Source organism: Variovorax sp. GW822-FHT04E09, assembly GCF_058800845.1.
The window spans coordinates 196,095-216,991 of the sequence record NZ_JBXAMR010000005.1; the positions used below are offsets into that span (position 1 = coordinate 196,095).

Annotated in this window: 19 protein-coding genes; 10 read left to right on the forward strand and 9 right to left on the reverse strand. The window is 70.0% G+C overall.

Annotated elements, in window-relative coordinates; genetic code table 11:
* The first annotated feature begins 5 nt into the window (after window positions 1-5).
* The 3 genes from ftsZ to AC1RL8_RS21105 all read left to right on the forward strand — a co-directional run bounded on the left by ftsZ (window position 6) and on the right by AC1RL8_RS21105 (window position 2,572).
* Entirely contained in the window at window positions 6-1,220 is a 1,215-nt protein-coding gene (gene ftsZ, locus AC1RL8_RS21095; RefSeq protein ID WP_062474218.1) for a cell division protein FtsZ, read from the forward strand.
* Between the two features lie 226 nt (window positions 1,221-1,446).
* Window positions 1,447-2,370, forward strand: coding sequence for a UDP-3-O-acyl-N-acetylglucosamine deacetylase (gene lpxC, locus AC1RL8_RS21100; RefSeq protein WP_056575680.1), 924 nt, complete (start codon window positions 1,447-1,449; stop codon window positions 2,368-2,370).
* A 25-nt stretch (window positions 2,371-2,395) separates the two neighbouring features.
* A complete protein-coding gene (locus tag AC1RL8_RS21105; protein WP_167394968.1) occupies window positions 2,396-2,572 on the forward strand; it encodes a hypothetical protein in 177 nt (58 codons plus the stop codon).
* Window positions 2,573-2,582: 10 nt separating this feature from the next.
* Here AC1RL8_RS21105 and AC1RL8_RS21110 read toward each other — a convergent pair whose 3' ends face one another.
* Complete coding sequence (locus AC1RL8_RS21110) at window positions 2,583-3,524, reverse strand: LysR family transcriptional regulator (protein WP_492686297.1); 942 nt, start codon at window positions 3,522-3,524, stop codon at window positions 2,583-2,585.
* 107 nt (window positions 3,525-3,631) lie between these two features.
* Between AC1RL8_RS21110 and AC1RL8_RS21115 the strand changes: the two genes are divergently transcribed.
* A complete protein-coding gene (locus AC1RL8_RS21115; protein WP_492686296.1) occupies window positions 3,632-4,954 on the forward strand; it encodes an alpha-methylserine aldolase in 1,323 nt (440 codons plus the stop codon).
* A 4-nt stretch (window positions 4,955-4,958) separates the two neighbouring features.
* Here AC1RL8_RS21115 and ruvC read toward each other — a convergent pair whose 3' ends face one another.
* Entirely contained in the window at window positions 4,959-5,507 is a 549-nt protein-coding gene (gene ruvC / locus AC1RL8_RS21120) for a crossover junction endodeoxyribonuclease RuvC (protein ID WP_062474210.1), read from the reverse strand.
* Between the two features lie 148 nt (window positions 5,508-5,655).
* On the opposite strand from ruvC, the gene AC1RL8_RS21125 reads away from it, so the two are divergent.
* On the forward strand, window positions 5,656-7,740 hold the full coding sequence (locus AC1RL8_RS21125) for a tetratricopeptide repeat protein (RefSeq protein WP_492686295.1): 2,085 nt from the start codon (window positions 5,656-5,658) through the stop codon (window positions 7,738-7,740).
* Between the two features lie 23 nt (window positions 7,741-7,763).
* On the opposite strand, the gene AC1RL8_RS21130 is transcribed toward AC1RL8_RS21125, so the two are convergent.
* Together AC1RL8_RS21130 and AC1RL8_RS21135 are read right to left on the reverse strand one after the other, a co-directional pair.
* Window positions 7,764-8,753, reverse strand: a complete 990-nt coding sequence (locus AC1RL8_RS21130) for a phosphatidate cytidylyltransferase (protein WP_095948182.1) — start codon at window positions 8,751-8,753, stop codon at window positions 7,764-7,766.
* A gap of 4 nt (window positions 8,754-8,757) precedes the next feature.
* Window positions 8,758-9,627, reverse strand: coding sequence for a lysophospholipid acyltransferase family protein (locus AC1RL8_RS21135; protein ID WP_492686294.1), 870 nt, complete (start codon window positions 9,625-9,627; stop codon window positions 8,758-8,760).
* 9 nt (window positions 9,628-9,636) lie between these two features.
* Between AC1RL8_RS21135 and AC1RL8_RS21140 the strand changes: the two genes are divergently transcribed.
* Window positions 9,637-10,074 (forward strand): ribosomal maturation YjgA family protein, encoded by a 438-nt coding sequence (locus tag AC1RL8_RS21140; protein ID WP_307583343.1) that lies wholly within the window; start codon window positions 9,637-9,639, stop codon window positions 10,072-10,074.
* On the opposite strand, the gene mtgA is transcribed toward AC1RL8_RS21140, so the two are convergent.
* The 5 genes from mtgA to AC1RL8_RS21165 are packed head-to-tail and all read right to left on the reverse strand — an operon-like array spanning window position 10,019 to window position 15,261.
* Window positions 10,019-10,762 carry a monofunctional biosynthetic peptidoglycan transglycosylase gene (gene mtgA / locus AC1RL8_RS21145; RefSeq protein WP_062474202.1) on the reverse strand — a complete coding sequence of 248 codons (744 nt, stop codon included), beginning with the start codon at window positions 10,760-10,762 and terminating at the stop codon, window positions 10,019-10,021. The two genes, AC1RL8_RS21140 and mtgA, sit on opposite strands and share 56 nt — an antisense overlap.
* Window positions 10,759-11,616 carry a shikimate dehydrogenase gene (gene aroE / locus AC1RL8_RS21150; protein ID WP_492686293.1) on the reverse strand — a complete coding sequence of 286 codons (858 nt, stop codon included), beginning with the start codon at window positions 11,614-11,616 and terminating at the stop codon, window positions 10,759-10,761. Before aroE ends, mtgA begins: the two co-directional genes overlap by 4 nt.
* Before the next feature lie 29 nt (window positions 11,617-11,645).
* Window positions 11,646-12,497 (reverse strand): energy transducer TonB, encoded by an 852-nt coding sequence (locus tag AC1RL8_RS21155; RefSeq protein WP_492686292.1) that lies wholly within the window; start codon window positions 12,495-12,497, stop codon window positions 11,646-11,648.
* Window positions 12,498-12,546: 49 nt separating this feature from the next.
* Window positions 12,547-14,616, reverse strand: a complete 2,070-nt coding sequence (locus tag AC1RL8_RS21160; RefSeq protein WP_492686291.1) for a ribonuclease catalytic domain-containing protein — start codon at window positions 14,614-14,616, stop codon at window positions 12,547-12,549.
* A 51-nt stretch (window positions 14,617-14,667) separates the two neighbouring features.
* Window positions 14,668-15,261, reverse strand: a complete 594-nt coding sequence (locus AC1RL8_RS21165) for a YqiA/YcfP family alpha/beta fold hydrolase (protein ID WP_095743618.1) — start codon at window positions 15,259-15,261, stop codon at window positions 14,668-14,670.
* Between the two features lie 290 nt (window positions 15,262-15,551).
* On the opposite strand from AC1RL8_RS21165, the gene AC1RL8_RS21170 reads away from it, so the two are divergent.
* The 4 genes from AC1RL8_RS21170 to tldD are packed head-to-tail and all read left to right on the forward strand — an operon-like array spanning window position 15,552 to window position 20,836.
* On the forward strand, window positions 15,552-16,295 hold the full coding sequence (locus AC1RL8_RS21170; protein WP_307583042.1) for a response regulator transcription factor: 744 nt from the start codon (window positions 15,552-15,554) through the stop codon (window positions 16,293-16,295).
* Window positions 16,296-16,301: 6 nt separating this feature from the next.
* On the forward strand, window positions 16,302-18,137 hold the full coding sequence (locus tag AC1RL8_RS21175; protein ID WP_492686290.1) for a sensor histidine kinase: 1,836 nt from the start codon (window positions 16,302-16,304) through the stop codon (window positions 18,135-18,137).
* Window positions 18,138-18,172: 35 nt separating this feature from the next.
* Window positions 18,173-19,327 (forward strand): rod shape-determining protein RodA, encoded by a 1,155-nt coding sequence (rodA, locus tag AC1RL8_RS21180; protein ID WP_062481224.1) that lies wholly within the window; start codon window positions 18,173-18,175, stop codon window positions 19,325-19,327.
* A gap of 48 nt (window positions 19,328-19,375) precedes the next feature.
* Entirely contained in the window at window positions 19,376-20,836 is a 1,461-nt protein-coding gene (gene tldD, locus AC1RL8_RS21185) for a metalloprotease TldD (RefSeq protein ID WP_492686289.1), read from the forward strand.
* The last annotated feature ends 61 nt before the right edge of the window (window positions 20,837-20,897 follow it).

The window sequence follows — 20,897 nt, forward strand, 5'->3', positions numbered from 1 at the left end:
TAGAAATGACCATCGAAATGATCGAAGTCGAAGAATTCAACCAGGGCACGCAGATCAAGGTGATCGGTGTCGGCGGCGGCGGTGGCAATGCGGTCGCCCACATGATGGAGCGTGGTGTGCAAGGCGTGCAGTTCGTCTGCGCCAACACCGACGCGCAAGCCCTGCAACGCAGCAACGCGCACAAGAACATCCAGCTGGGCATCAGCGGCCTGGGCGCCGGCAGCAAGCCCGAGAAGGGCCGTGACGCGGCCGAAGCCGCGGTGGACGACATCCGCGCCGCCATCGACGGCGCGCACATGCTGTTCATCACGGCCGGCATGGGCGGCGGCACGGGCACCGGCGCGGCGCCCGTGATCGCGCGCGTGGCCAAGGAAATGGGCATCCTGACGGTGGGCGTGGTGACCAAGCCCTTCGACTGGGAAGGCGGCCGTCGCATGACCAACGCCGACGCCGGCCTGGCCGAGCTCGAAGCCAACGTCGACTCGCTGATCGTGGTGCTCAACGAGAAGCTGCTGGACGTGCTCGGTGAAGACATCACCCAGGACGAAGCCTTCGCGCACGCCAACGACGTGCTGAAGAACGCCGTGGGCGGCATCTCGGAAATCATCAACGAGTACGGCGGCGTGAACGTCGACTTCGAAGACGTGCGCACCGTGATGGGCGAACCCGGCAAGGCCATGATGGGCACCGCTGCCGCAGCAGGCCCCGACCGTGCGCGCATCGCCGCCGAACAGGCCGTGGCCTGCCCGCTGCTCGAAGGCATCGACCTCTCGGGTGCCAAGGGCGTGCTGGTGCTGGTGACGGCGTCGAAGGGTTCGCTGAAGCTGAACGAGTCGAAGCTCGCGATGAACACCATCCGCGCCTACGCCTCGCCGGACGCGCACGTGATCTACGGCGCCGCTTACGACGAAAGCCTGGGCGACCAGATGCGCGTCACGGTGGTGGCCACGGGCCTGTCGCGTGCCGACGCACGCCGCCAGGCCCCGACGCTCGAAGTGATCCGCACCGGCACCGACAACATCCCGTTCACCGTGCCGACGCTCGGCGGCGTGGGCCACGCGGGTGGTGGTTCGGGCAGCCAGCCCAACTACGACGGCATGGCCGTGCCCAGCGTGTGGCGCACCAACCGCACGATGGCCGCTGCCAAGGTCGACGCACTGTCGTCGGGTGGCATGGACGACTTCGAGATCCCCGCATTCCTGCGCCGTCAAGCAGACTGACCGCAGGCCACCGAACGCAGAGGGCACGAGGGTTCGCAAGGGGACGGGGAAGACCTGAAAGGGACTGACCCCCGGCTCTAGGCGCTGCGTCCACCTCGTGCCCCTTGCGTCCACCGCCGGGGGCTCCCCGGCTTTTTGTTCTTTCTTATCTGACCGGTCCATGTCTATCGCGGCCATAGCGAAGGGAATAGGGCGTCACGGTCGCCGCCCGCCTAAAATCTCGGGCGTGCTGCAACAACGAACCCTCAAGTCGATCAGCCGCGCCGTGGGCGTGGGGCTTCACAGCGGCCAACGCGTGGAGCTGACCCTGCGACCGGCCCCGGCCGACACGGGCATCGTGTTCCGCCGCGTCGACCTGCCCGAGCCGGTCGAGATCCGCATGACCGCCGAATCGGTCACCGATACGCGCCTGGCGTCCACCGTCTCCACGGGCGGCGCCAAGGTGCAGACCGTCGAGCACATCATGTCCGCCTGCGCGGGCCTGGGCATCGACAACCTCTACATCGACATCACGGCCGACGAAGTGCCGATCCTCGACGGGTCGGCCTCGTCCTTCGTGTTCCTGCTGCAAAGCGCGGGCATCGAGCTGCAGAAGGCGCCGCGCCGCTTCATCCGCGTGCTGCGCAAGGTCGAGGTGCGCGAAGGCGAGGGCGCCAACGAGAAGTGGGCGAGCCTGGAGCCGTACCACGGCTTCAAGCTGAGCTTCGAGATCGACTTCGACCACCGCGTCGTCAACTCCACCGGCCAGCGCGTGGAGTTCGACCTGGGCACCGACTCGTACAGCCGCGACATCGCACGCGCACGCACCTTCGGCTTCACGAAAGAAGTCGAGTACATGCGCAGCAAGGGCCTGGCACTCGGCGGCGGTCTCGACAACGCCATCGTCATGGACGACACCAAGGTGCTCAATGCCGGTGGCCTGCGCTACGACGACGAGTTCGTGAAGCACAAGATCCTCGACGCCATGGGCGACCTGTACATCATCGGCAAGCCGCTGCTGGCCGCGTACACCGCGTTCCGCTCGGGCCATGCGCTCAACAACAAGCTGCTGCGCGAGCTGCTCTCGCACAGCGACGCCTACGAGGTCGTGACCTTCGAGGACGAGAAGCGCGCACCGCGCGGCTTCGGCGAAGTGGCGCGGGCCTGGTAAGCCCGGCGCACGCCTTTTCTTTCCGATGCTTCTCTTTCGCTGGGCCATCCTGCTGCTTCTGCTGGTGGCGGGCGTGTCCTTCGCGTTCTATGCGGGCACGGGGCAGGTCAAGTACCGCCGCTTCGGCTGGATCGTGTTCAAGTGGACGGTGCTGGCGGCGCTGGGCTTCTTCGCCGTGCTCATCGCCGAGCGCGTCGCGTAGCGCGAGCCGTTCAATCGACCAGGGCCTGCAGCGCCTGCACCTGCTGCGCAAGCAGCGGCCCCTTGCGGTGCGCGGGCACCAGCAGCATCAGCGTGTCTCCCAGCGCCTTCGGTCGCCCCCAAGGCGCGTGCAGCCGGCCTTTCTCGAGCAGCGGTGCCACTAGCCGCTCGCGACCCATCAGCACCCCTTCGCCGTCGAGCGCGGCCTGCAGTGCGAGGCTGTAGAGCGAAAAATCCGGGCCGGCGGCCAGCGCATCGGCCTCGGCTGCCGTGGTGCCGGGGCGCACGGCCTGCAGCCAGCGCGACCAGTCGTCGCGCCACACCGTGTCGTGCAGGCCGCCGCAGCGCGCGAGCACGTCGAGGAGGTCGTCGAGCGGGCGCGGGCGTGCGCTCTCCAGCGATGCGCGCACGCGCGGGCTGCATACGGGCACGAGGCGGTCGCGCGCGAGCGGGATGCCCGTGGCGCCGACGGCGGCCTCGGCGCCGTAGAACAGCCCGAGGTCGAAGGGCTCGCGCCGGAAGTTCGGTGGCTGCTCCAGCGCCGTCACCGACACCTGCACGCCGGGCAGCGCGGCCTTCAGCCGCGAGAGCCGCGGCGACAGCCACAGCTGCGCCATCGCCGGCAGGGCTGCCACCTGCAGCGTGCTGCGGCGCGCGGCGGTCTGGGTTTCCTGGCGCAGCGCCTGCACCGCGAGGCCGAGCTGGTCGACCGCCGCGCTGAGCGCGGGCAACGCGCGCCGGCCGTGCGCGCTGAGCCGGATGCCCTGGCTGTGCCGCTCGAACAGCGCACCGCCGGCCCAGGTCTCGAGTGCCTTGATCTGCTGCGCGACGGCGGCGGGCGTCACGAAGAGTTCCTCGGCCGCGCGCGCGAAGCTGCCGTGGCGTGCCGCGGCCTCGAAGGCGCGCACGGCCGTGTGTGGTGGCAGGCGAGGGCGGGGTGGGGCGAGGGACATGGTGTGCAGGCCAAGTTTTTCTATGGCTCGGGCCCAGTTTATCCGTGTTGCCGGCGCAGGCGCAGGGCGCGACCATGCGGTCATTCCTTTCCTCAGCGAGACACCGCATGCCCGCAGCCCTTCACCGCCGTTCCTGGGTTCCCGCCGCCAGCGAGGACCACGTGCTCGCCATCGCCGCCGACGCCGCCGCGCGCGACGCGGCGGGCGTGGCCGCCGAGATCGAACGCCTCGTGGCCGACAGCCACCGCATCCATGACGTCGACGGGCTGAACCTCAACCCCGCCACCAACGTGATGAACCCTGCCGCCGAGGCACTGCTGTCGCGCGGGCTGGGCTCGCGCCCGTCGCTGGGCTATCCGGGCGACAAGTACGAGATGGGGCTGGAAGCCATCGAGCGCATCGAGGTCGTTGCCGCCGAGCTGGCGGCCGAGGTGTTCGGCGCGCGCTTCGCCGAGGTGCGCGTGAGCTCGGGCGCGCTGTCGAACCTGTACGTGTTCATGGCGACCTGCCAGCCCGGCGACACGATCATCGCGCCGCCGCCCGCCATCGGCGGCCATGTGACGCACCACGCGGCGGGCGCGGCCGGGCTCTACGGCCTGAAGACCGTGCCGGCGCCGGTCGATGCCGACGGCTACTCGGTCGACGTGATGGCGCTGGCCAAGCTCGCGCGCGAGGTGAAGCCCAAGCTCATCACCATCGGCGGCAGCCTGAACCTGTTCCCGCACCCGGTGCCCGCGATCCGCGAGGTGGCCGACAGCGTGGGCGCCAAGGTGCTCTTCGATGCCGCGCACCTCTCGGGCATGGTGGCCGGCAAGGCCTGGCCGCAGCCACTCGAAGAGGGCGCGCACGCGATCACGATGAGCACCTACAAGAGCCTGGGCGGCCCGGCCGGCGGGCTGATCGTGTCGAACGACGCGGCGCTGATGGCGCGCATCGACGCCATCGCCTACCCCGGCCTCACGGCCAACTCGGACGCGGGCCGCACCGCGGCGCTGGCGCGTGGCCTGCTCGACTGGAAGGTGCACGGCACGGCCTACGCGGCGGCGATGCGCGACACCGCGCAGGCGCTCGCACGCGCGCTCGATGCGCTAGACCTGCCGGTGTTCGCCAAGGCACGCGGCTTCACGCAGTCGCACCAGTTCGCGCTCGAGGCTGCGCGCTGGGGCGGCGGGCAACGCGCCGCGAAGCAGCTGGCCCAGGGCGGGTTGCTGGCCTGCGGCATCGGCCTGCCGATCGCGCCAGTCGACGGCGACATCAACGGCCTGCGCCTGGGCGTGCCCGAGATCGTGCGGCTGGGCTTCACGCCCGAGGACATGCCGCAGCTGGCCGGCTGGATCGCGCGGGCGTTGGCTGGCGATGCGGTGTCGGTGGCCGCCGAGGTGCGCGAACGCCGCCGGCGCCTGGGCGACCTGCGCTACATCGTGCGCTGAAGCCTCAGCGCGAACGCCCTTGCCGGTAGGTGCCGGCGTGGGTCTTCGACAGCTCGGCCGCCTCCGCGAGCCGCGCCATCGAACGGCCGACCTGCGCGTGCGTGATGGCGATGCCCAGCGCGTCCGCCGCGTCGGCGCCCGGCAGGCCGGGCAGGTCGAGCAGGCGCTTGACCATCTCCTGCACCTGCGCCTTCGCGGCCTGGCCGTGGCCGGCCACGGCCTTCTTCATCTGCAGCGCCGTGTACTCGGCCACCGAGAGGTTGTGGCTCACCAGCGCCGTCACGCAGGCGCCGCGCGCCTGGCCCAGCAGCAGCGTCGACTGCGGGTTGACGTTGACGAAGATGATTTCGACCGCCGACGCCTCGGGCTGGTAGCGCGCCGTGATCTCGCCGATGCCGTCGAACAGCACCTTCAGGCGCGCCGGCAGGTTGCCGCTGCCCAGGTGCCGGGTGCTGATGGTGCCGCTGGCCACGTAGCGCAGCGCATGGCCGTCCGCATCGACCACGCCGAAGCCGGTGGTCTGCAAACCGGGGTCGATGCCGAGGATCCGCATGAAAAGGAAGCGTAAAGGCCTAAGCCTGGGTGAGGAAGGTTGAAGAAGGTGCGAATTCGCGCGCGATGCGTGGGGGATCGCGGGCAGAATCCGCCGTTCTTGCATTCCGCCCCGCTCCGCGCGGGGCGCGCCACACAAGGAAGCGAAGGTGAATGTAGTCGAGTCCTCCGCGCAGCAGCAACCGAAGCCATCGAACGACGCCCCGGCCTTGCCCGCGCACCTGCAGCAATCTCCTGCCGAACGTGCCGCTGCGAGCTTCCGCCAGGCGGAGCTGTTGAGCGACCTCGGCCGCCGCCGCGAGGCGATCGCCGCCTGCAGCCGGCTGATCGCCGAGTTCGGTGCGCTGCCCGATGCCGCCGTGGTCGTGCCCTGCTGCCAGGCGCTGCGGCTGCTCGCGCACGTGCTGCGCCAGCTGCATCGCCCGGCTGACGCGCTGGCCACGCTCGACCGCCTGGTGGCCGCGCACGGCGGGCGCAGCGAGCCCGAGGTCCGCGCGCACATCGCCCACGCGCTGTACCAGCGCACCTGGCTCATCGACGACGCGGCGGCGCGTTGCGAGGCCTGCGACTTCATGAGCGAGCAGCTCGACGCGCAGGCCGACGCCGCGCTCGATGCGTGGCGGCTCGACGCGCGCCTGCTGAAGGCCGAGATCGAACACCACCGCGGCCTGCCGCAGGACGCATTGGCCACGCTCGAAGCGGCCATCGAACGCTTCGAGGGCAGCGCCGACGCCGGCGTGGTCCTGCGCGTGGCGCGGGCCCGGCTGGCCGCGGTGCTCAACCTGCGCGAACTGGCGCAGCACACGCAGGCGCAGGTGCTGTGCCTGCAGGTGGCCGACCAGATCGAGACCGGCCTGGCCGAGGCTGCGCCGGAGCTGCGGCTCGAAGGCGTTCGCGCGCTGGCCCTGTTCTTCGACGGCCTTGGGCTCGACGAGGTCGCGCGCCGCGCCGAGCTGGTCGGCTGGCTGCTCGACCGCTACGGCCATGACGCCTCCGCGCAGGTGCGTCGCCTCGCGGCCGTGCGCGCCCACGAATGGGCCGTGGGGCTGCGCGACCAGGGCGACGGCGAGGCCGCGCTGGCCGCCTGCGAGCGCCTGCTCGGCACCTTCGCGCGCGACAGCGACGCCATGGTGCAGCGCACCGTGGCCACCACCTTGCTGCACAAGGGCTTCGTGCTGCTCGACCTGCTGGGGCGGCCCGAGGCGGCGCTTGCGGTGTACGAGCCGCTCGTGGCGGCGTCGCGCGACGGCGCCACGCCCGAACTGCGCGAGCTGCGCGTGAAGGCCATGGCCGGGCGCGAGGCTTGCCTGAAGCGGCTGCGCAAGACCGGCGGCCTCGACGCCGGCGAGCTGCCGGCCGAGCTCTTCGATGCGGCGTGCGACACCGTCCGCGAAGGCCGCAAGCTCGGCGACGCGGGCGCATCGCGCGAGGCCATCGCGCTGTTCGACGAGGTGCTCGCCGCGCATGCCGCCTCGCCGCACCCGCTGATGCGCCGCCAGTGCGCGCGCGCCTTGTCGCACAAGACCTTCTGCCTGCTGGCGCTCGAGCACTTCGCCGAGGTCGTCGAGGCCGCCGACGCGATGGACGCGCGCTACGGCGCTGATGCCTCCACCGAGATGCAGTCGCAGGTGGCGCTGTGCCTGCAATACAAGAGCACCGCGCTCGACCGCCTCGCGCGGCCCGCGGACGAGATGCGCGTGCACGACGAGATCGTTGCGCGCTGGGGCAACTCCGAGCTGCCCGACCTGCGCGCGCGCGTGGCCGGTGCGCTGTTCCGCAAGGGGGCCGTGCTGCGCCGCGCGGGCCGCTTCGCCGAGGCCGTGGTCAGCTACGACGAGGTGATCGCGCGCACGGCGATGGCGCGGGACAGCGCGCTGCAGCTGTGGGCCGCCAAGTCGCTGATCAACAAGGCCAAGGCCTTCGACAAGATGGACGACCTGGCGGGCCAGGCCAAGGCCTACCGCGTGCTCATCGCGCGCTTCGGCGAGTCGGGCGACGCGGCCTTGCGCGGGCGTGTGGCCAATGCCTGCGAATGGCTGGCCGAGGCCGAAGGGCGGCAGGGCCGGGTGGCGGCGCAGCGCGAGGCGCTGGAGCTGGCACTCGGGCGCTTCGGCACCGCGCTCTCGGCCGAGCAGCGCACGCGGCTCAAGCGAGAGCTTCAGGCGCTGAAGACGAGGGCTCTAGGGCGGCGTGCGAAGCAGGCCTTCGACCGCGTGGTGCGGCGCAAGGTCTGATAGCCCGCCGCCCGTCCGGTGCTTCAGACGTTGAAGTACCAGCGGATCGAATGGAAGAAGATCGGCGCCGCGAAGCACAGCGCGTCGACGCGGTCGAGCAGGCCGTTGGCGCCGGTCACGCCCACGCCCTTCTGGCCCCAGTTCGGAATGCCGCGGTCGCGCTTGAGCGCCTTCATCACGAGGTGGCCCATGGAGCCCGCGACGCAGGCAATGATCGACACCGCGAGCGCCTGCCCGAACTTGAACGGCGTGATGAACGAGAACAGCGCGCCCACCAGGCTGGCCACGACGATGCCGACGCCCCAGCTGGTCCAGTTGAAGCTGCGGCTCACGTTCGGCGCGAACGGCGTGCGCTGCATGCGCCGCGAGATCAGGTGCTGCACCAGCACCGAGGTCTGCACCACGAACACCAGAAAGAACACGAGGAACGCGCTCTTGCCTTCGTAGCCCGGGAAGGTCAGCAGCAGCAGCGCGGGCACGTGGCTCATGCCGTAGACGCAGACCATGATGCCCCACTGCAGCTTGGCGTTGCGCTCGAGGAAATGGCTCGGGTCGTTCGCCAGCGCGCTCGCCACCGGAATGGCGAGGAACACGTAGACCGGGATGAACACCGTGAACAGGTCGAAGCGCGCGGTGGCCACCAGCCAGAACTGGATCGGCAGCACCACGAAGAACGCGAGGATCAGGCTGCGGTGGTCGCCGCGCCGCGTCGGCGAGAGCGTGATGAACTCGCGCAGCGCAAAGAACGCGATCAGCGCGAACAGCACGGTGGCCACCGTTTCGCCCAGCGCCCAGCCGATCCAGAACACGATCACCATGAACCAGGTGGTGCCCAGCAGCGCGCGGAAATGCGCCAGCTCGGCCTGCCACGATTCGTCGTGCACCGGGTTGCGCCGCTCCTTGAAGCTCAGGAAGAAGACGGCGGTGCTCACGATGAAGAGCAGGCCGAAGACGATCAGGAAAAGGGCCGCGACCTGCTGGGTCGGGCTGAGGCTGCGCAGGAACTGGTTCATACCTTCAGACGTCGCGCAAGGCGATCACGGCGGCGCGGGCGCGGTCGAGGAAAGGGCGGCGCTCTTCGCCGTCCTCGACGCGGATCGGCGCGCCGAAGGTGACGGAGCACAGGATGGGCACGGGCACGATCTCGCCCTTGGGCATCACGCGCTGCACGTTGTCGATCCAGGCCGGCACGAGCACCACGTCGGGGAACATCGTCGCCAGCGCATACAGGCCCGACTTGAATTTCTGCGGCTCGCCGGTGTGGCCGCGCGTGCCTTCGGGGAAGATGATGATCGAGTCGCCGCTGCGCAGCGCGTCGATGAGCGGGGCGAGTGGGTCTGCGGCGGGGGGCTCGGGTGTAGTGGCTGGCGCCTCGGGTTCGATCGCAGGCGGCGGAGCGACCGGTGGTGGGGGCGGCGGGGGCGCGGGAAGGTCGAGCTGGCCCTGAATCTCCTGCGGGCCTTCGGCAGCTGGTGCGTGAACCACCGTTTCGATCGGCAGCAGCGGCTCCATCGAGGGCTCGATGCGCTCGGCCGGGGCGATGGGCGCCGCGGGTGGCGGTGCCTGAGGCGGTGCTTCCGGCGGCGGGGCAACCGGTGCAGCCCCCGTGGCCGCCCGCTCCACATACACCGCGTTGAACACCTCCGTCGTGATCCAGCGCTTGACCGGCGTGTTGGCCCAGTAGTCGCGTGCCGCGATGGGCCGCGTGATGCTGCGCAGCTCTTCGGGCAGCGCGGCCCAGATCATCACGAGGTCCGCGTGGCTCTGGTGATTCGCGAAGTAGATGCGCTGCTCGGCCTTCGGTGGACAGCCGTACCAGCGCGCCTGCGCGCCGGTGAGCAATCGGACGATTCCCAGCAGCAACCAACCTGTGAGCTTTGCCAGCATATGGAGGCGATGATACGGGCCATGCGATGGCGATTCGATCTTCTTTCCCTGGCGTGGGCGGTGGCCCTTTTCGTGTTGCTCGTGCTGCTGGCCACCGTCGGCGCGCGCTGGGGCTGGGTGCGAAGCTTCTTCGGTGACGTGCTGGCCGTGGCGTGGGTGTACGTGGTGTTCAAGACCTTCGTCGCCGCGCGCGTGCTGCCGCTCGCGCTGGCGGCCTTCGGCGTGGGGCTGCTGGTGGAACTCGGGCAGTTCCTTGCGTCGACCTGGCACCTGCACATTCCGAACCGCGCGCTGCGCATCGTGCTCGGCGCCACCGCCGACTGGTGGGACGTGCTGGCCTACGCGATCGGCTTCGTCGCGGTGCTGGCGGTGGAGGGCGCGGTGCGCAAGCTCAGGGCAGGTCGACCGCCGGCATCCGCGCCACGATCGTCGATGCCCGTCCGTTGATGTACGAGGAGTTGGGCCGCCGCTCGAAGAACTTCGGGCTCGGCAGCATCACGGCCAGGCGCGCGGCCTCGTAGGAACTCAGGCGCGCGGCCGGCTTCCTGAAGTAGTACTGCGCGGCGGCCTCGGCGCCGAACACGCCTTCGCCCCATTCGACGTTGTTCAGGTAGATCTCGAGGATGCGCCGCTTGTCGAGCAGCACCTCGAGCAGCGTGGCGAGCACCAGCTCCTGGCCCTTGCGCAGCATGGTGCGCTCGCCCGACAGCAGCAGGTTCTTCGCGAGCTGCTGCGTGATGGTGGAGCCGCCGCGCAGCGGGGCCGGCTGCACCGGCTTGCCGCGCGCCGCTGCGCGCGCCATGCGCTTGGCGGCCAGCTGCTCGGCGCGGGCGTTGCGCTGGCGCGCCCGCTCGATGGCTTCCCACTCGACGCCGTTGTGGTCGACGAAGCCGGCGTCTTCGCTCGCGATCACGGCGCGCTTGAGGGTGTCGTTGATCTGCGTGTACGGCACCCAGTCCTGGCGCCATCCGCCGTCGCGGCCCTGCGAGAGGGCGACGCGCCAGGCTTCGGAGCGTTGGAAGGCCGTGCTCTGCGGATCGATCACCGCCATGGCCGCGATGCGCACCACGAAGAAGAGTTCGAGCGCCAGGCCCGCCACCACGAGGCAGGCGATCAGGCGCAGCAGGCCCTTCATGCGCCGGCGGCGAGCGAGGCGCGCAGCTCGGCCAGCACCTGCGCCGACGGCGGGCGCACGCCGCGCCAGAATTCGAAAGCTTCGGCGGCCTGTTCCACCAGCATGCCGAGGCCGTCGCGCGCGACCGCGCCGTGCGCTTCGGCCCAGGCCATGAAGCCTGCGGCGGCGGGGCCGTACATCATGTCGACGGCCAGCGCGCCGGGACGCAGCACCTGCGCGCGCACGGGCACCGCGGCGCCCGCGAGGCTGGAGGCGGTGGCGTTGACCACCACGTCGAAGTCGCCCGGCACGTCGTCGAGCGCCCAGGCCTCGAGCGTGGCGCCGTGGCGCAGCGCGAGCGCCGCGTGGCGCTGCACCAGCGCGATGGCTTTGTCGAGCGTGCGGTTGGCCACCACGACGTGCGCGGTGCCCGCGTCGAGCAGCGGCCCGAGCACGCCTGCCGCCGCGCCGCCGGCGCCGATCAGTAGCAGCGACCGGCCCGCCAGCGGCACGCCGGCGTTGCGCACGATGTCGTTGGCCAGGCCGATGCCGTCGGTGTTGTCGGCGTGGATGCTGCCGTCGGCCTCGAAGCGCAGCGTGTTCACGGCCTGCGCCAACGTGGCGCGCTCGCTGGTGTGCTGCGCGAGCGAGGCCGCGTCGAACTTGAAGGGCACGGTGACGTTGCAGCCGCGCGCGGTGTTGCCTTGTGCAGCCGCTTCGCTGCGGAAGGCGGCGATGCCTTCGGCGAAGGCGCCGATCGGCACCAGGCGCCGGCCGTAGGCCATGGGCTGGCCGCAGAGTTCGGCAAAACGTGCGTGGATGCGGGGCGAGCGGCTGTGCTCGACGGGGTTGCCCATGACGCAGTACTGATCCATGGCCGGTGTTCCGTGTTCTGCTGTGGGGGTTACTGAGACGACAGCTCGATGGTCTCGTCGCGCGTGAACTTGAAGCGCGACTGCAGCACGATCTGGTCGGTCTGCTTGCGCATCGCGTCGGTGAATTTGCCGAAGTTGCCGACGCTGCGCACGATGGCCTGGGCACGGCGATCGAGCGTGGTGTTGCCTGAGCTTTCGTCGACCACGGTGTCGAGCACGCGCCCGTCGTGGTTGATGGTGACGGTCATCTTGAGTTCGCCGTAGAGCTTCTTGCCGGCCGCGGTCGGGAAGTTCTCGGTGCCCTTGACCTCGATGCGGCGGCGCAGCGTGTCGACGTACAGCGCGTAGGCGGCCTCGCGCGTGGCGGGGCTCAGGTAGCGCTTCTTGGGGCGCGCGTTTTCCTCGTTCACACGGCGTTCGATCTCGGCGAGCAGCGCGACCATCTGGCGGCGCTTTTCCTCGCGCGCGGCGGCCTCGGTCGGATCGCCGGCCTGGCGCGGATCGGGCACGGGCATGGCGGCCAGTTCGCGCTTGAGCTGCGCCAGCATCTGCATCTGCTGGGCCTGCATGGCCTCGACCTGGCGGCGCGACTCCTCGAACGAGTCGCCCATGTTGGTGAAGCTCGACGGCGGCAGCGGGCTGGTGGCGCGACCCTTGTCGAGGTCGCCGCCGCCCGCGAGCGTGGTCTGCGCCATCACGCGGGCCGCGGGGTCGGCCTTGTCGTTGGTCTTGCTGTTGACCAGGATCACTTCGAGCGGGGTTTCGCTGAAGACCCGGTTGAACGATTCGGGATCGACGAAGCGCACCGCGAGCAACGCGGCATGCGCGATGACCGACACGCCCAGAGCGATCTGCAGCGTGCTGAGGTCCTTGAGATTCATTCTCGAAACTCCTCCAGGGGTCGCGTGTCTCCGGTCGTTCGATCGGGGGTCATGCAGGCGTGGTCGTCGTCGGGTCGGGTGCGGCCTCGGTGTCGCTCAGGTCGACCGCGATGGCGATCGGGCCGGCGACTTCTTCCTCGTCGTCCTCGCTGCCGTCAGCGGCTGCGGCATCGGCCTGCGGCACGTCGAAGCGTTCGAGCACGGTGCCGCTCACGTCGAGTGCGATCTCGTCGATCTCGCCGAGCTTCACGCGCACGCGCGCGCCGCGCTCCTGCTGGCCGGCCACCGGGAACACCAGCGGCAGCGTGTCGGCGCGCACCAGCGCGCCGTTGGGAATGTCCTTGATGACCGTGGCCTCGAGCTCGGTGATGCCCTGCTGCTGCAGGTACTTCAGCGTCCAGAAGCGCTCCATGCCGCCCTGGTAGGCGTTGTACGTGGCGTAGGCCGCGTCGAAGCCCGAGAGGATCGAGAACAGGTCGGCGTCCTTCGGCTTGAAGGGCGCGGCCAGCGCGGCGGTCTTGCCGTGGCGCGCGGCCGCGATGATCTGCCACTGGTTCACGAGGTCGGTGTAGCGGCGCAGCGGCGAGGTGCTCCAGGCGTAGCTCTTCACGCCCAGGCCCGCGTGCGGCAGCGCGCGCGTGCCCATGCGCACCTTGATGCCGGGCGCCAGGCTGGCCTGGCTGCGGTACAGGCCCGGCACGCCGAGCTCGCCGAGCCAGCCGCCCCAGCTGCTGTTGGCCAGGATCATGGCCTCGGACACGATCAGGTCGAGCGGTGCGCCGCGCTGGCGCGTGCTGATCTGCACCTGCTCGTTGCCGGTGGGCTCGGCGCCGTCGTTGCCGACGAGGCGGAAGTTGTAGTCGGGCCGGCTGAAGTTCTCGGGCTTGCCGCGCACCACTTCACGCTGCGCCTTCAGGTGCTTGGCCAGGCGGAACAGGAAGGAGAGCGGCGCGCGCAGCTTCGCGGCGGCGTCGGGAGTGTTGTCGGAGTTGAAGGTGGCGTCTTCGAGCCAGGGCTGCGTGACGACGGCGTCGAGCTGGTCGTGGCGCAGGTTGGCGACGATCGGCACGCGTTCGAGCTTGGTCTCGGTGCCCTGCAACTCGAGCGTGGCTTCGTCGAAGCGCGCATAGAGCGACACGGCCGGGCGGTCGCCGCCTTCGAGCAGCGTGTAGGTGTCGACCACCTCGTCGGGCAGCATGGTGATCTTGTAGCCCGGCATGTACACGGTGGACATGCGCGCACGCGCCACGGCGTCGATGGCGCTGCCCGGCGTGAGCGCCAGGCCCGGCGCGGCGATGTGGATACCGACCGTGATGGTGCCGCTGCCCATGCCCTGCACGGACAGCGCGTCGTCGATTTCGGTGGTTTGCGAATCGTCGATCGAGAAGGCCCGCACGCCTTCGGCCAGCGGCAGGTCGTCGGCGACGGCCGGCGCCGCGAGCGCGGGAAAGCCGGTGCCCTTGGGGAAGTTCTCGAACAGGAAGCGCCGCCAGTGGAACTGGTAGGGCGAATCGATGGCGCCGGCGCGCTCCAGCAGATCGAGCGGCGGGCGCTGCGTGGCGCGCGCGGCGTCGACCACGGCCTTGTACTCGGGCGCGTTCTTGTCGGGCTTGAACAGGATCTTGTAGAGCTGCTCACGGATCGGCGGCGGGCACACGCCCTCGGCCAGTTGCCCCGCCCATTCGACGATCTGCGCCTGGATGGCCTTCTTCTTCTCGATGGCGGCCAGCGCCTGCTGCACGATCTCGGCCGGCGCCTTCTTGAAGCGCCCCTTGCCCGCGCGGCGGAAGTAGTGCGGCGCCTCGAACAGCGCGAACAGCGCGGCGGCCTGCTGCGCCAGCGAGGGCTTGTCGCTGAAATAGTCGGCGGCCAGGTCGGCAAAGCCGAACTCGCCTTCGGCTGCGAATTCCCAGGCGAGGTCGAGGTCCATGGCAGCGGCGAGCGTGCGCGCCTCGGCGATCAGCTCGGCCGGGGACGGTTTCTCGAAACGCAGAACGATGTTGGCGCCCTTGACCTTGACGCGCTTGCCGGTCTCGAGCTCGACCTGTGCCGAGGCTTCGGCTTCCGACAGGATGCGGCCGCCGAGGTATTTGCCGGCTTCTTCAAACAATACAAACATCCGGCGATTCTCCCACGCGGGATCGGACGCCCTTCCGGGCCCGGGCGGACGCTAGACGGGGTTGATGAAGGCCATCACGTCGTCGAGGTGCGCTTTTTCGAAATCGGACAGCGCATGGTCGCCGCCCTCGAGCAGCTTGATGCGGCTGTCGGGGTAGCGTGCCGACATCTCGTGCCAGTCGAGCGCCTCGTCGCCCTTGGCGATGATCGCGAACAGGCGCTCGGGCCGCGTGAGCGCACCGATTTCCATGGCGCGCAGCTCCTGGATGAACTCGGGCTGGAAGTAGAAGTGCTCGGCCGGGTCGTGCCAGGCGGTCTGGCTGCCGATGTAGCGCGTGAGGTCGCGCGCCGGGTGCACCGCGGGGTTGAGCAGCACGGCGCGGCAGCGGGTCATGCCGGCGACGTAGGTGGCGTAGAAACCGCCCAGCGACGAACCGATCACCGCCATCGACTTGCGCGGCCAGTGCGCGATGCCCTTCATCACCATGTCGATCGCATCGTGCGGCGACGGCGGCAGCTGCGGGCACCACCACTCCAGGTTCGGGTGCTCGCGCGCCACGTGCTTCGCCACCAGCCGCGCCTTGGTCGAGCGGGGCGACGAGCGGAAGCCGTGCAGATACAACAGATGGGTGGTTTGCGGTTCCATGGGAGGAGGTGACTGGGGTGCGCTGGTCGCGCCCCGTGGCCGGATTCAGACAATTTTGCATGAGGTCTGCGCCGCTCACGGCGCGGTGACCCCACAAATCCCTGCGAATCGGCCCCTGAAAAGGCCGCGAGGGCGTGGCTGGAATTCGAAAGTATTCACGGTGCGGCCGCGCAGGGGGCGGCGGTGCGGCGCAAGGGGAGAAAGAAGAGACAAGTTTCGTGACGCATCTGGCAGGGGGCATCCCATGAACGAGGGAGGCAGGCCCCACGTGGCGGTGGGTGCCCAGGCTTATGCTTCATCCCATGAATACCGAGGTACAGGATGACGGGATGCCACGCCGCTGGGGCGTGCTCGTGGTCGAGGACGACAGCCGCGCACGCGCCTTCTTCGAGGCCAGCGTGCAGCGCAGCCCGCGCCTGTTCTGGCTCGGCAGCGCCGGCACGGTGCAGGAAGCGCGTAGCTGGCTGGCCGCGACCGCGACCATCCCCGACGTGCTGCTGGTCGACCTCGGCATGCCCGACGGCACCGGCCTGGACGTGATTCGCGATGCCGTTGCGCGCTTTCCCGGCTGCGAGCCGCTGGTGGTGTCGGTCTTCGGCGACGAGGAGAACGTGCTGGCCAGCATCGAGGCCGGCGCCGTCGGCTACATCCACAAGGACGCCGCACCGGAAGACATCGCGCAGACCATCGTCGAGATGAAGGCCGGCGCCTCGCCGATCTCGCCCATGATCGCGCGCCGCGTGCTCGCCAAGTACCGCAGCCTGCAGGCCGCCGTGCCGGGCACCACTGGCGCGGCGCCGGCGGAGACGGCGCTCGACGAGGCCGACCGCGGCCTGCTCTCGGCGCGCGAGCACGAGGTGCTGACGCTGATCGCGCGCGGCTTCTCGTACGCCGAGATCGCGCGCCTCAAGGGCCTGAGCGTGCACACGGTGCAGACCCACATCAAGAACCTCTACGGCAAGCTCGCGGTGCATTCCAAGAGCGAAGCGGTGTTCGAGGCCACGCGCCTCGGCCTGCTGTCCCACCCGGGCTGAGGGCGGATGCTGCGGCGGCTGGCGTTCCTGTGCCTGCTCGGGCTGGCGGCGCTGTTCGCCGCGGGGGGCGCCGCTGCAGGGGAGGCGCAGGGGCCGATCGAACTGCGCCACGCCAGGGTGACCACCACCATCGACGGTGTCGTGCAGACCGAAGCGGTCGACCTGTCCTACCACTGGGACCGTCGGCACCGCGGCCGCACCGGCTTCGCGAGCTTCGAGCTGCCGTTCCGGGTCGAAACCCTGCCCGAGGTGCCCTGGGGCGTCTTCATTCCCCGCGCCGGCAGCGTCTTCGAGGTGCAGCTCAATGGCGCGCTGCTGCAGTCTTACGGCGACCTCGGCCAGGGCAACCGCGCCGACTACGCCAAGGCCCCCGTCTACGTGCCGGTGCCCGGGCGGCTGCTGAAAGAGGGCGAGAACCTGCTGCAGATCCGCATCCGCGCGGACAGCGAACGGCGTGCCGGCCTGTCGCGCGTCACCATCGGGCCGGCGACGCCGGTGCGCACCGCGTTGTTCGAAGGTGCCTACGCCTGGCGCTTCACGGGGTCGGTGCTGCTGACGGCGTTCAGCCTCATCGTCGGCAGCATCGCGCTGGCGCTGTGGTTCACCCAGGTCGACACCGGCGCGACCGGCCGCCGCCAGCGCGACGCTCTCTACTTCTGGGCCGCGGTCGCCGAGTTCTGCTGGGCGCTGCGGGTGGCCGACGCCATGATTCCCGAGCCGCCGCTGCCGTGGCAGCTGTGGGGCGTGCTGATGGCCGGCTGCTACGCGGGCTGGGCCGCGTCCGCCATGATGTTCTGCTATCACCTCGCCGACTGGGCGCAGAGCCCGCGCACACGCTGGATGCGCTGGCCGACGGCGGCCGTGGTGGCCGGCACCGTGGTGTTCACCTGGCTGGCGCTGAACCGCGAGGAGCCGCGCTGGCTCACGGCCTGGCTGGCGGTCGAGATCACGATCGTCCTCGGCTTCGTGGCCGCCTTTGCCGTCGCCACGGTGCGCCGGCCCAGCGTCGAGCGGCTGCTGGTGGCTGGCGCCGCGCTGGTCACGGTGGCCTTTGGCACGCGCGACTGGCTGGTGATCCGCCTGAGCGACGCCTACGGCGAGACCACCTGGGTGCGCTATTCCTCGGTGATGTTCGGCGTGGCGCTGCTGCTGATCGTGCTGCGGCGCTTCCACTTCGCGAGCGTGCAGGCGCGCGGCTGGGTCAAGACGCTGGCCGACCGGGTGGCGCAGCGCGAACGCGAACTCGCTTCCACCTACGCCGAGCTGGAAGAGGTGGCGCGCGACCAGGCGCGCACCCACGAGCGCGAGCGCATCCTGCGCGACATGCACGACGGCGTAGGCTCGCACATCAGCTCGGCGATCCGCCAGCTGCAGTCGGGCCAGACCAGCCCCGAGGAATTGCTGCGCACGCTGCGCGACTCGCTCGACCAGCTCAAGCTGTCGATCGACTCCATCCACCTGCCGCCCGGCGACATCGGCGCGCTGCTGGCGGCGCTGCGCTACCGGCTGGAACCCCGGCTGGCCGCTGCGGACATCGCCTTCGAATGGGGCGTGGACGAACTGCCCCCGGTGACGCAGCTCGACGCCCACGCCACGCGGCAGCTGCAGTTCTTGCTGTTCGAGGCCATCTCGAACGTGCTGCAGCACGCCCACGCGAGCGCGCTGCGCATCGAGGCCGACGCGCGCGACGGCGCCGTGCGCTTGCGGGTGATCGACAACGGCGTGGGCTTCGACGCCGCCGAGGTGCCGGAGGCGCTGTCGAAGCGCGCCGCCGCCATCGGCGCCCGGCTGGCGATCGAAAGCCGACCGGGGCGCACGGTCGTTCAGCTCGTTTTCGACTGAAGGGGCGGGCGGGGCGGGGATAATCCGCCCCCATCATGTCTGCCGTGTTCAACCAGCCCTCCCTGGCGCGTCGCATTGCGCCCATCTTCCAGGGCTTCGACGGCTTCCTGGCCTTTGCCGTGATGCTGCTCGCCTTTGCCGGGCTGCTCACCATGTATTCCTCCGGCTACGACCATGGCACGCGCTTTCTCGACCATGGCCGCAACATGCTGCTGGCCGGCGGCATCATGTTCGTGGTGGCGCAGGTGCCGCCGCAGCGGCTCATGGCCTTCGCCGTGCCGCTGTATGCGGCCGGGGTGGCGCTGCTGATCGCGGTGGCGCTGTTCGGCATCACCAAGAAGGGCGCCCAGCGCTGGATCAACGTGGGCGTGGTGATCCAGCCCAGCGAAATCCTCAAGATCGCGATGCCGCTGATGCTGGCCTGGTGGTTCCAGCGCCGCGAAGGCCAGCTGCGCCCGCTCGACTTCGTGGTGGCGACGCTGCTGCTGGCGGTGCCCGTCGGGCTCATCATGAAGCAGCCCGACCTGGGCACCTCGCTGCTGGTGCTGGCGGCCGGGCTGGCGGTGATCTTCTTTGCCGGGCTGCCGTGGAAGCTGATCGTGCCGCCGGTGGTGCTCGGCGCGGTGGCCATCACGCTGATCGTGGGTTTCGAGTCGCAGCTGTGCGTCGACGGTGTCGACTGGCGCGTGCTGCACGACTACCAGAAGCAGCGCGTGTGCACGCTGCTCGACCCGAGCAAGGACCCGCTGGGCAAGGGCTTCCACATCATCCAGGGGATGATCGCCATCGGCTCGGGCGGCGTGGGCGGCAAGGGCTTCATGCAGGGCACGCAGACGCACCTCGAATTCATTCCCGAGCGCACCACCGACTTCATCTTCGCGGCGTACTCCGAGGAATTCGGCCTGATCGGCAACCTGGCGCTGATCGCGGCCTTCATCCTGCTGATCTTCCGCGGGCTGACCATCGCGCTGAACGCGCCCACGCTGTTCTCGCGCCTGCTGGCCGGGGCGGTGACCATGATCTTCTTCACCTACGCCTTCGTGAACATGGGCATGGTCAGCGGCATCCTGCCGGTGGTGGGCGTGCCGCTGCCTTTCATCAGCTACGGCGGCACCGCCATGGTCACGCTGGGGCTGGGGCTGGGCATCCTGATGTCGATCGCGCGGGCCCGCAAACTCGCCCAGAACTAGAGCCCCCCGGGGCGGCACGGACGGGGGCGGCTGCCTAGAATGGCAGTCATGATCTCCCGCGAACCCACCATCGAGCGCCTCGCCACGGCGCAACAGCTCCTGCTCACGCCGTTCGGCCTGGACGAATCGCACCTGAGCAAGGCCCTGGCCGAGATCACCGCGCACCGCGTGGACGATGCCGACCTGTACTTCCAGTACACCCGCAGCGAGGGCTGGAGCCTCGAGGAAGGCATCGTCAAGACCGGCAGCTTCAGCATCGACCAGGGCGTCGGCGTGCGCGCCGTGAGCGGCGAGAAAACCGCCTTTGCCTATTCGGACGACATCTCCGAGGCCTCGCTGCTCGACGCGGCGCGCACGGTGCGTTCCATTTCTTCCGCCGGTCGCACCGCGCGTGTGAAGACCGTGCCGCGCAAGATCGCCTCCAGCCGCTCGCTCTACGGCGGCATCGACCCCATTGCCACGCTCGACAGCACGGCCAAGGTGAAGCTGCTCGAGAAGGTCGAGCAGCTCGCCCGCTCGCGCGATCCGCGCGTGGCGCAGGTCATGGCCGGCCTGGCCAGCGAGTACGACGTGGTGATGGTGGCGCGCGCCGACGGCACGCTGGCCGCCGACGTGCGGCCGCTGGTGCGGCTGTCGGTCACCGTGATCGCAGAGCAGAACGGGCGCCGCGAGGTCGGCTCGGGCGGCGGCGGCGGGCGTTTCGGCCTGGCCTACTTCACCGACGCGCAGATCGCCGAGTACGTCGACCACGCCGTGAAGGCCGCGCTGACCAACCTCGACGCCCGTCCGGCCCCGGCCGGCGAGATGACGGTGGTGCTCGGTTCGGGCTGGCCCGGCATCCTGTTGCACGAAGCCATCGGCCACGGCCTGGAGGGCGACTTCAACCGCAAGGGCTCGAGCGCGTTCTCGGGCCGCATCGGCCAGCGCGTGGCGGCCAAGGGCGTCACGGTGCTCGACGACGGCACCATCGCCGACCGCCGCGGCTCGCTCAACGTGGACGACGAAGGCCACGCCAGCCAGCGCAACGTGCTGATCGAGGACGGCATCCTCAAGGGCTACATCCAGGATTCGATGAACGCGCGCCTCATGAAGGTCAAGCCCACGGGCAACGGCCGCCGCGAGAGCTACGCCCACGTGCCGATGCCGCGCATGACCAACACCTACATGCTCGGCGGCGACAAGGACCCGCAGGAAATCGTCGCCAGCATCAAGAAGGGCCTGTACGCCACCAACTTCGGCGGTGGGCAGGTCGACATCACGAGCGGCAAGTTCGTGTTCTCGGCCAGCGAGGCCTTCTGGGTCGAGAACGGCAAGATCCAGTACCCGGTGAAGGGCGCGACCATCGTGGGCAACGGCCCCGACGCGCTCACCCGCGTGACCATGATCGGCGACGACATGGCGCTCGATTCGGGCGTCGGCACCTGCGGCAAGGAAGGCCAGAGCGTGCCCGTGGGCGTCGGCCAGCCGACCCTTCGCATCGACGGCCTGACGGTAGGTGGAACGGCTTAGGACTTTCGGCACTTGCCGGCTGTTTCATTCGGTTGCTAAGCTGCGCTCCTTTTTGCGAACG

Bases quoted from the DNA above. Each gene is read 5' to 3' on its own strand.
- ftsZ (WP_062474218.1), top strand. From the start codon at position 6: ATGACCATCGAAATGATCGAAGTCGAAGAATTCAACCAGGGCACGCAG.
- AC1RL8_RS21105 (WP_167394968.1), top strand. From the start codon at position 2,396: ATGCTTCTCTTTCGCTGGGCCATCCTGCTGCTTCTGCTGGTGGCGGGC.
- AC1RL8_RS21110 (WP_492686297.1), bottom strand. From the start codon at position 3,524: ATGTCCCTCGCCCCACCCCGCCCTCGCCTGCCACCACACACGGCCGTG.
- AC1RL8_RS21115 (WP_492686296.1), top strand. From the start codon at position 3,632: ATGCCCGCAGCCCTTCACCGCCGTTCCTGGGTTCCCGCCGCCAGCGAG.
- ruvC (WP_062474210.1), bottom strand. From the start codon at position 5,507: ATGCGGATCCTCGGCATCGACCCCGGTTTGCAGACCACCGGCTTCGGC.
- AC1RL8_RS21130 (WP_095948182.1), bottom strand. From the start codon at position 8,753: ATGAACCAGTTCCTGCGCAGCCTCAGCCCGACCCAGCAGGTCGCGGCC.
- AC1RL8_RS21135 (WP_492686294.1), bottom strand. From the start codon at position 9,627: ATGCTGGCAAAGCTCACAGGTTGGTTGCTGCTGGGAATCGTCCGATTG.
- AC1RL8_RS21140 (WP_307583343.1), top strand. From the start codon at position 9,637: ATGATACGGGCCATGCGATGGCGATTCGATCTTCTTTCCCTGGCGTGG.
- mtgA (WP_062474202.1), bottom strand. From the start codon at position 10,762: ATGAAGGGCCTGCTGCGCCTGATCGCCTGCCTCGTGGTGGCGGGCCTG.
- aroE (WP_492686293.1), bottom strand. From the start codon at position 11,616: ATGGATCAGTACTGCGTCATGGGCAACCCCGTCGAGCACAGCCGCTCG.
- AC1RL8_RS21155 (WP_492686292.1), bottom strand. From the start codon at position 12,497: ATGAATCTCAAGGACCTCAGCACGCTGCAGATCGCTCTGGGCGTGTCG.
- AC1RL8_RS21160 (WP_492686291.1), bottom strand. From the start codon at position 14,616: ATGTTTGTATTGTTTGAAGAAGCCGGCAAATACCTCGGCGGCCGCATC.
- AC1RL8_RS21165 (WP_095743618.1), bottom strand. From the start codon at position 15,261: ATGGAACCGCAAACCACCCATCTGTTGTATCTGCACGGCTTCCGCTCG.
- AC1RL8_RS21170 (WP_307583042.1), top strand. From the start codon at position 15,552: ATGCTTCATCCCATGAATACCGAGGTACAGGATGACGGGATGCCACGC.
- AC1RL8_RS21175 (WP_492686290.1), top strand. From the start codon at position 16,302: ATGCTGCGGCGGCTGGCGTTCCTGTGCCTGCTCGGGCTGGCGGCGCTG.
- rodA (WP_062481224.1), top strand. From the start codon at position 18,173: ATGTCTGCCGTGTTCAACCAGCCCTCCCTGGCGCGTCGCATTGCGCCC.
- tldD (WP_492686289.1), top strand. From the start codon at position 19,376: ATGATCTCCCGCGAACCCACCATCGAGCGCCTCGCCACGGCGCAACAG.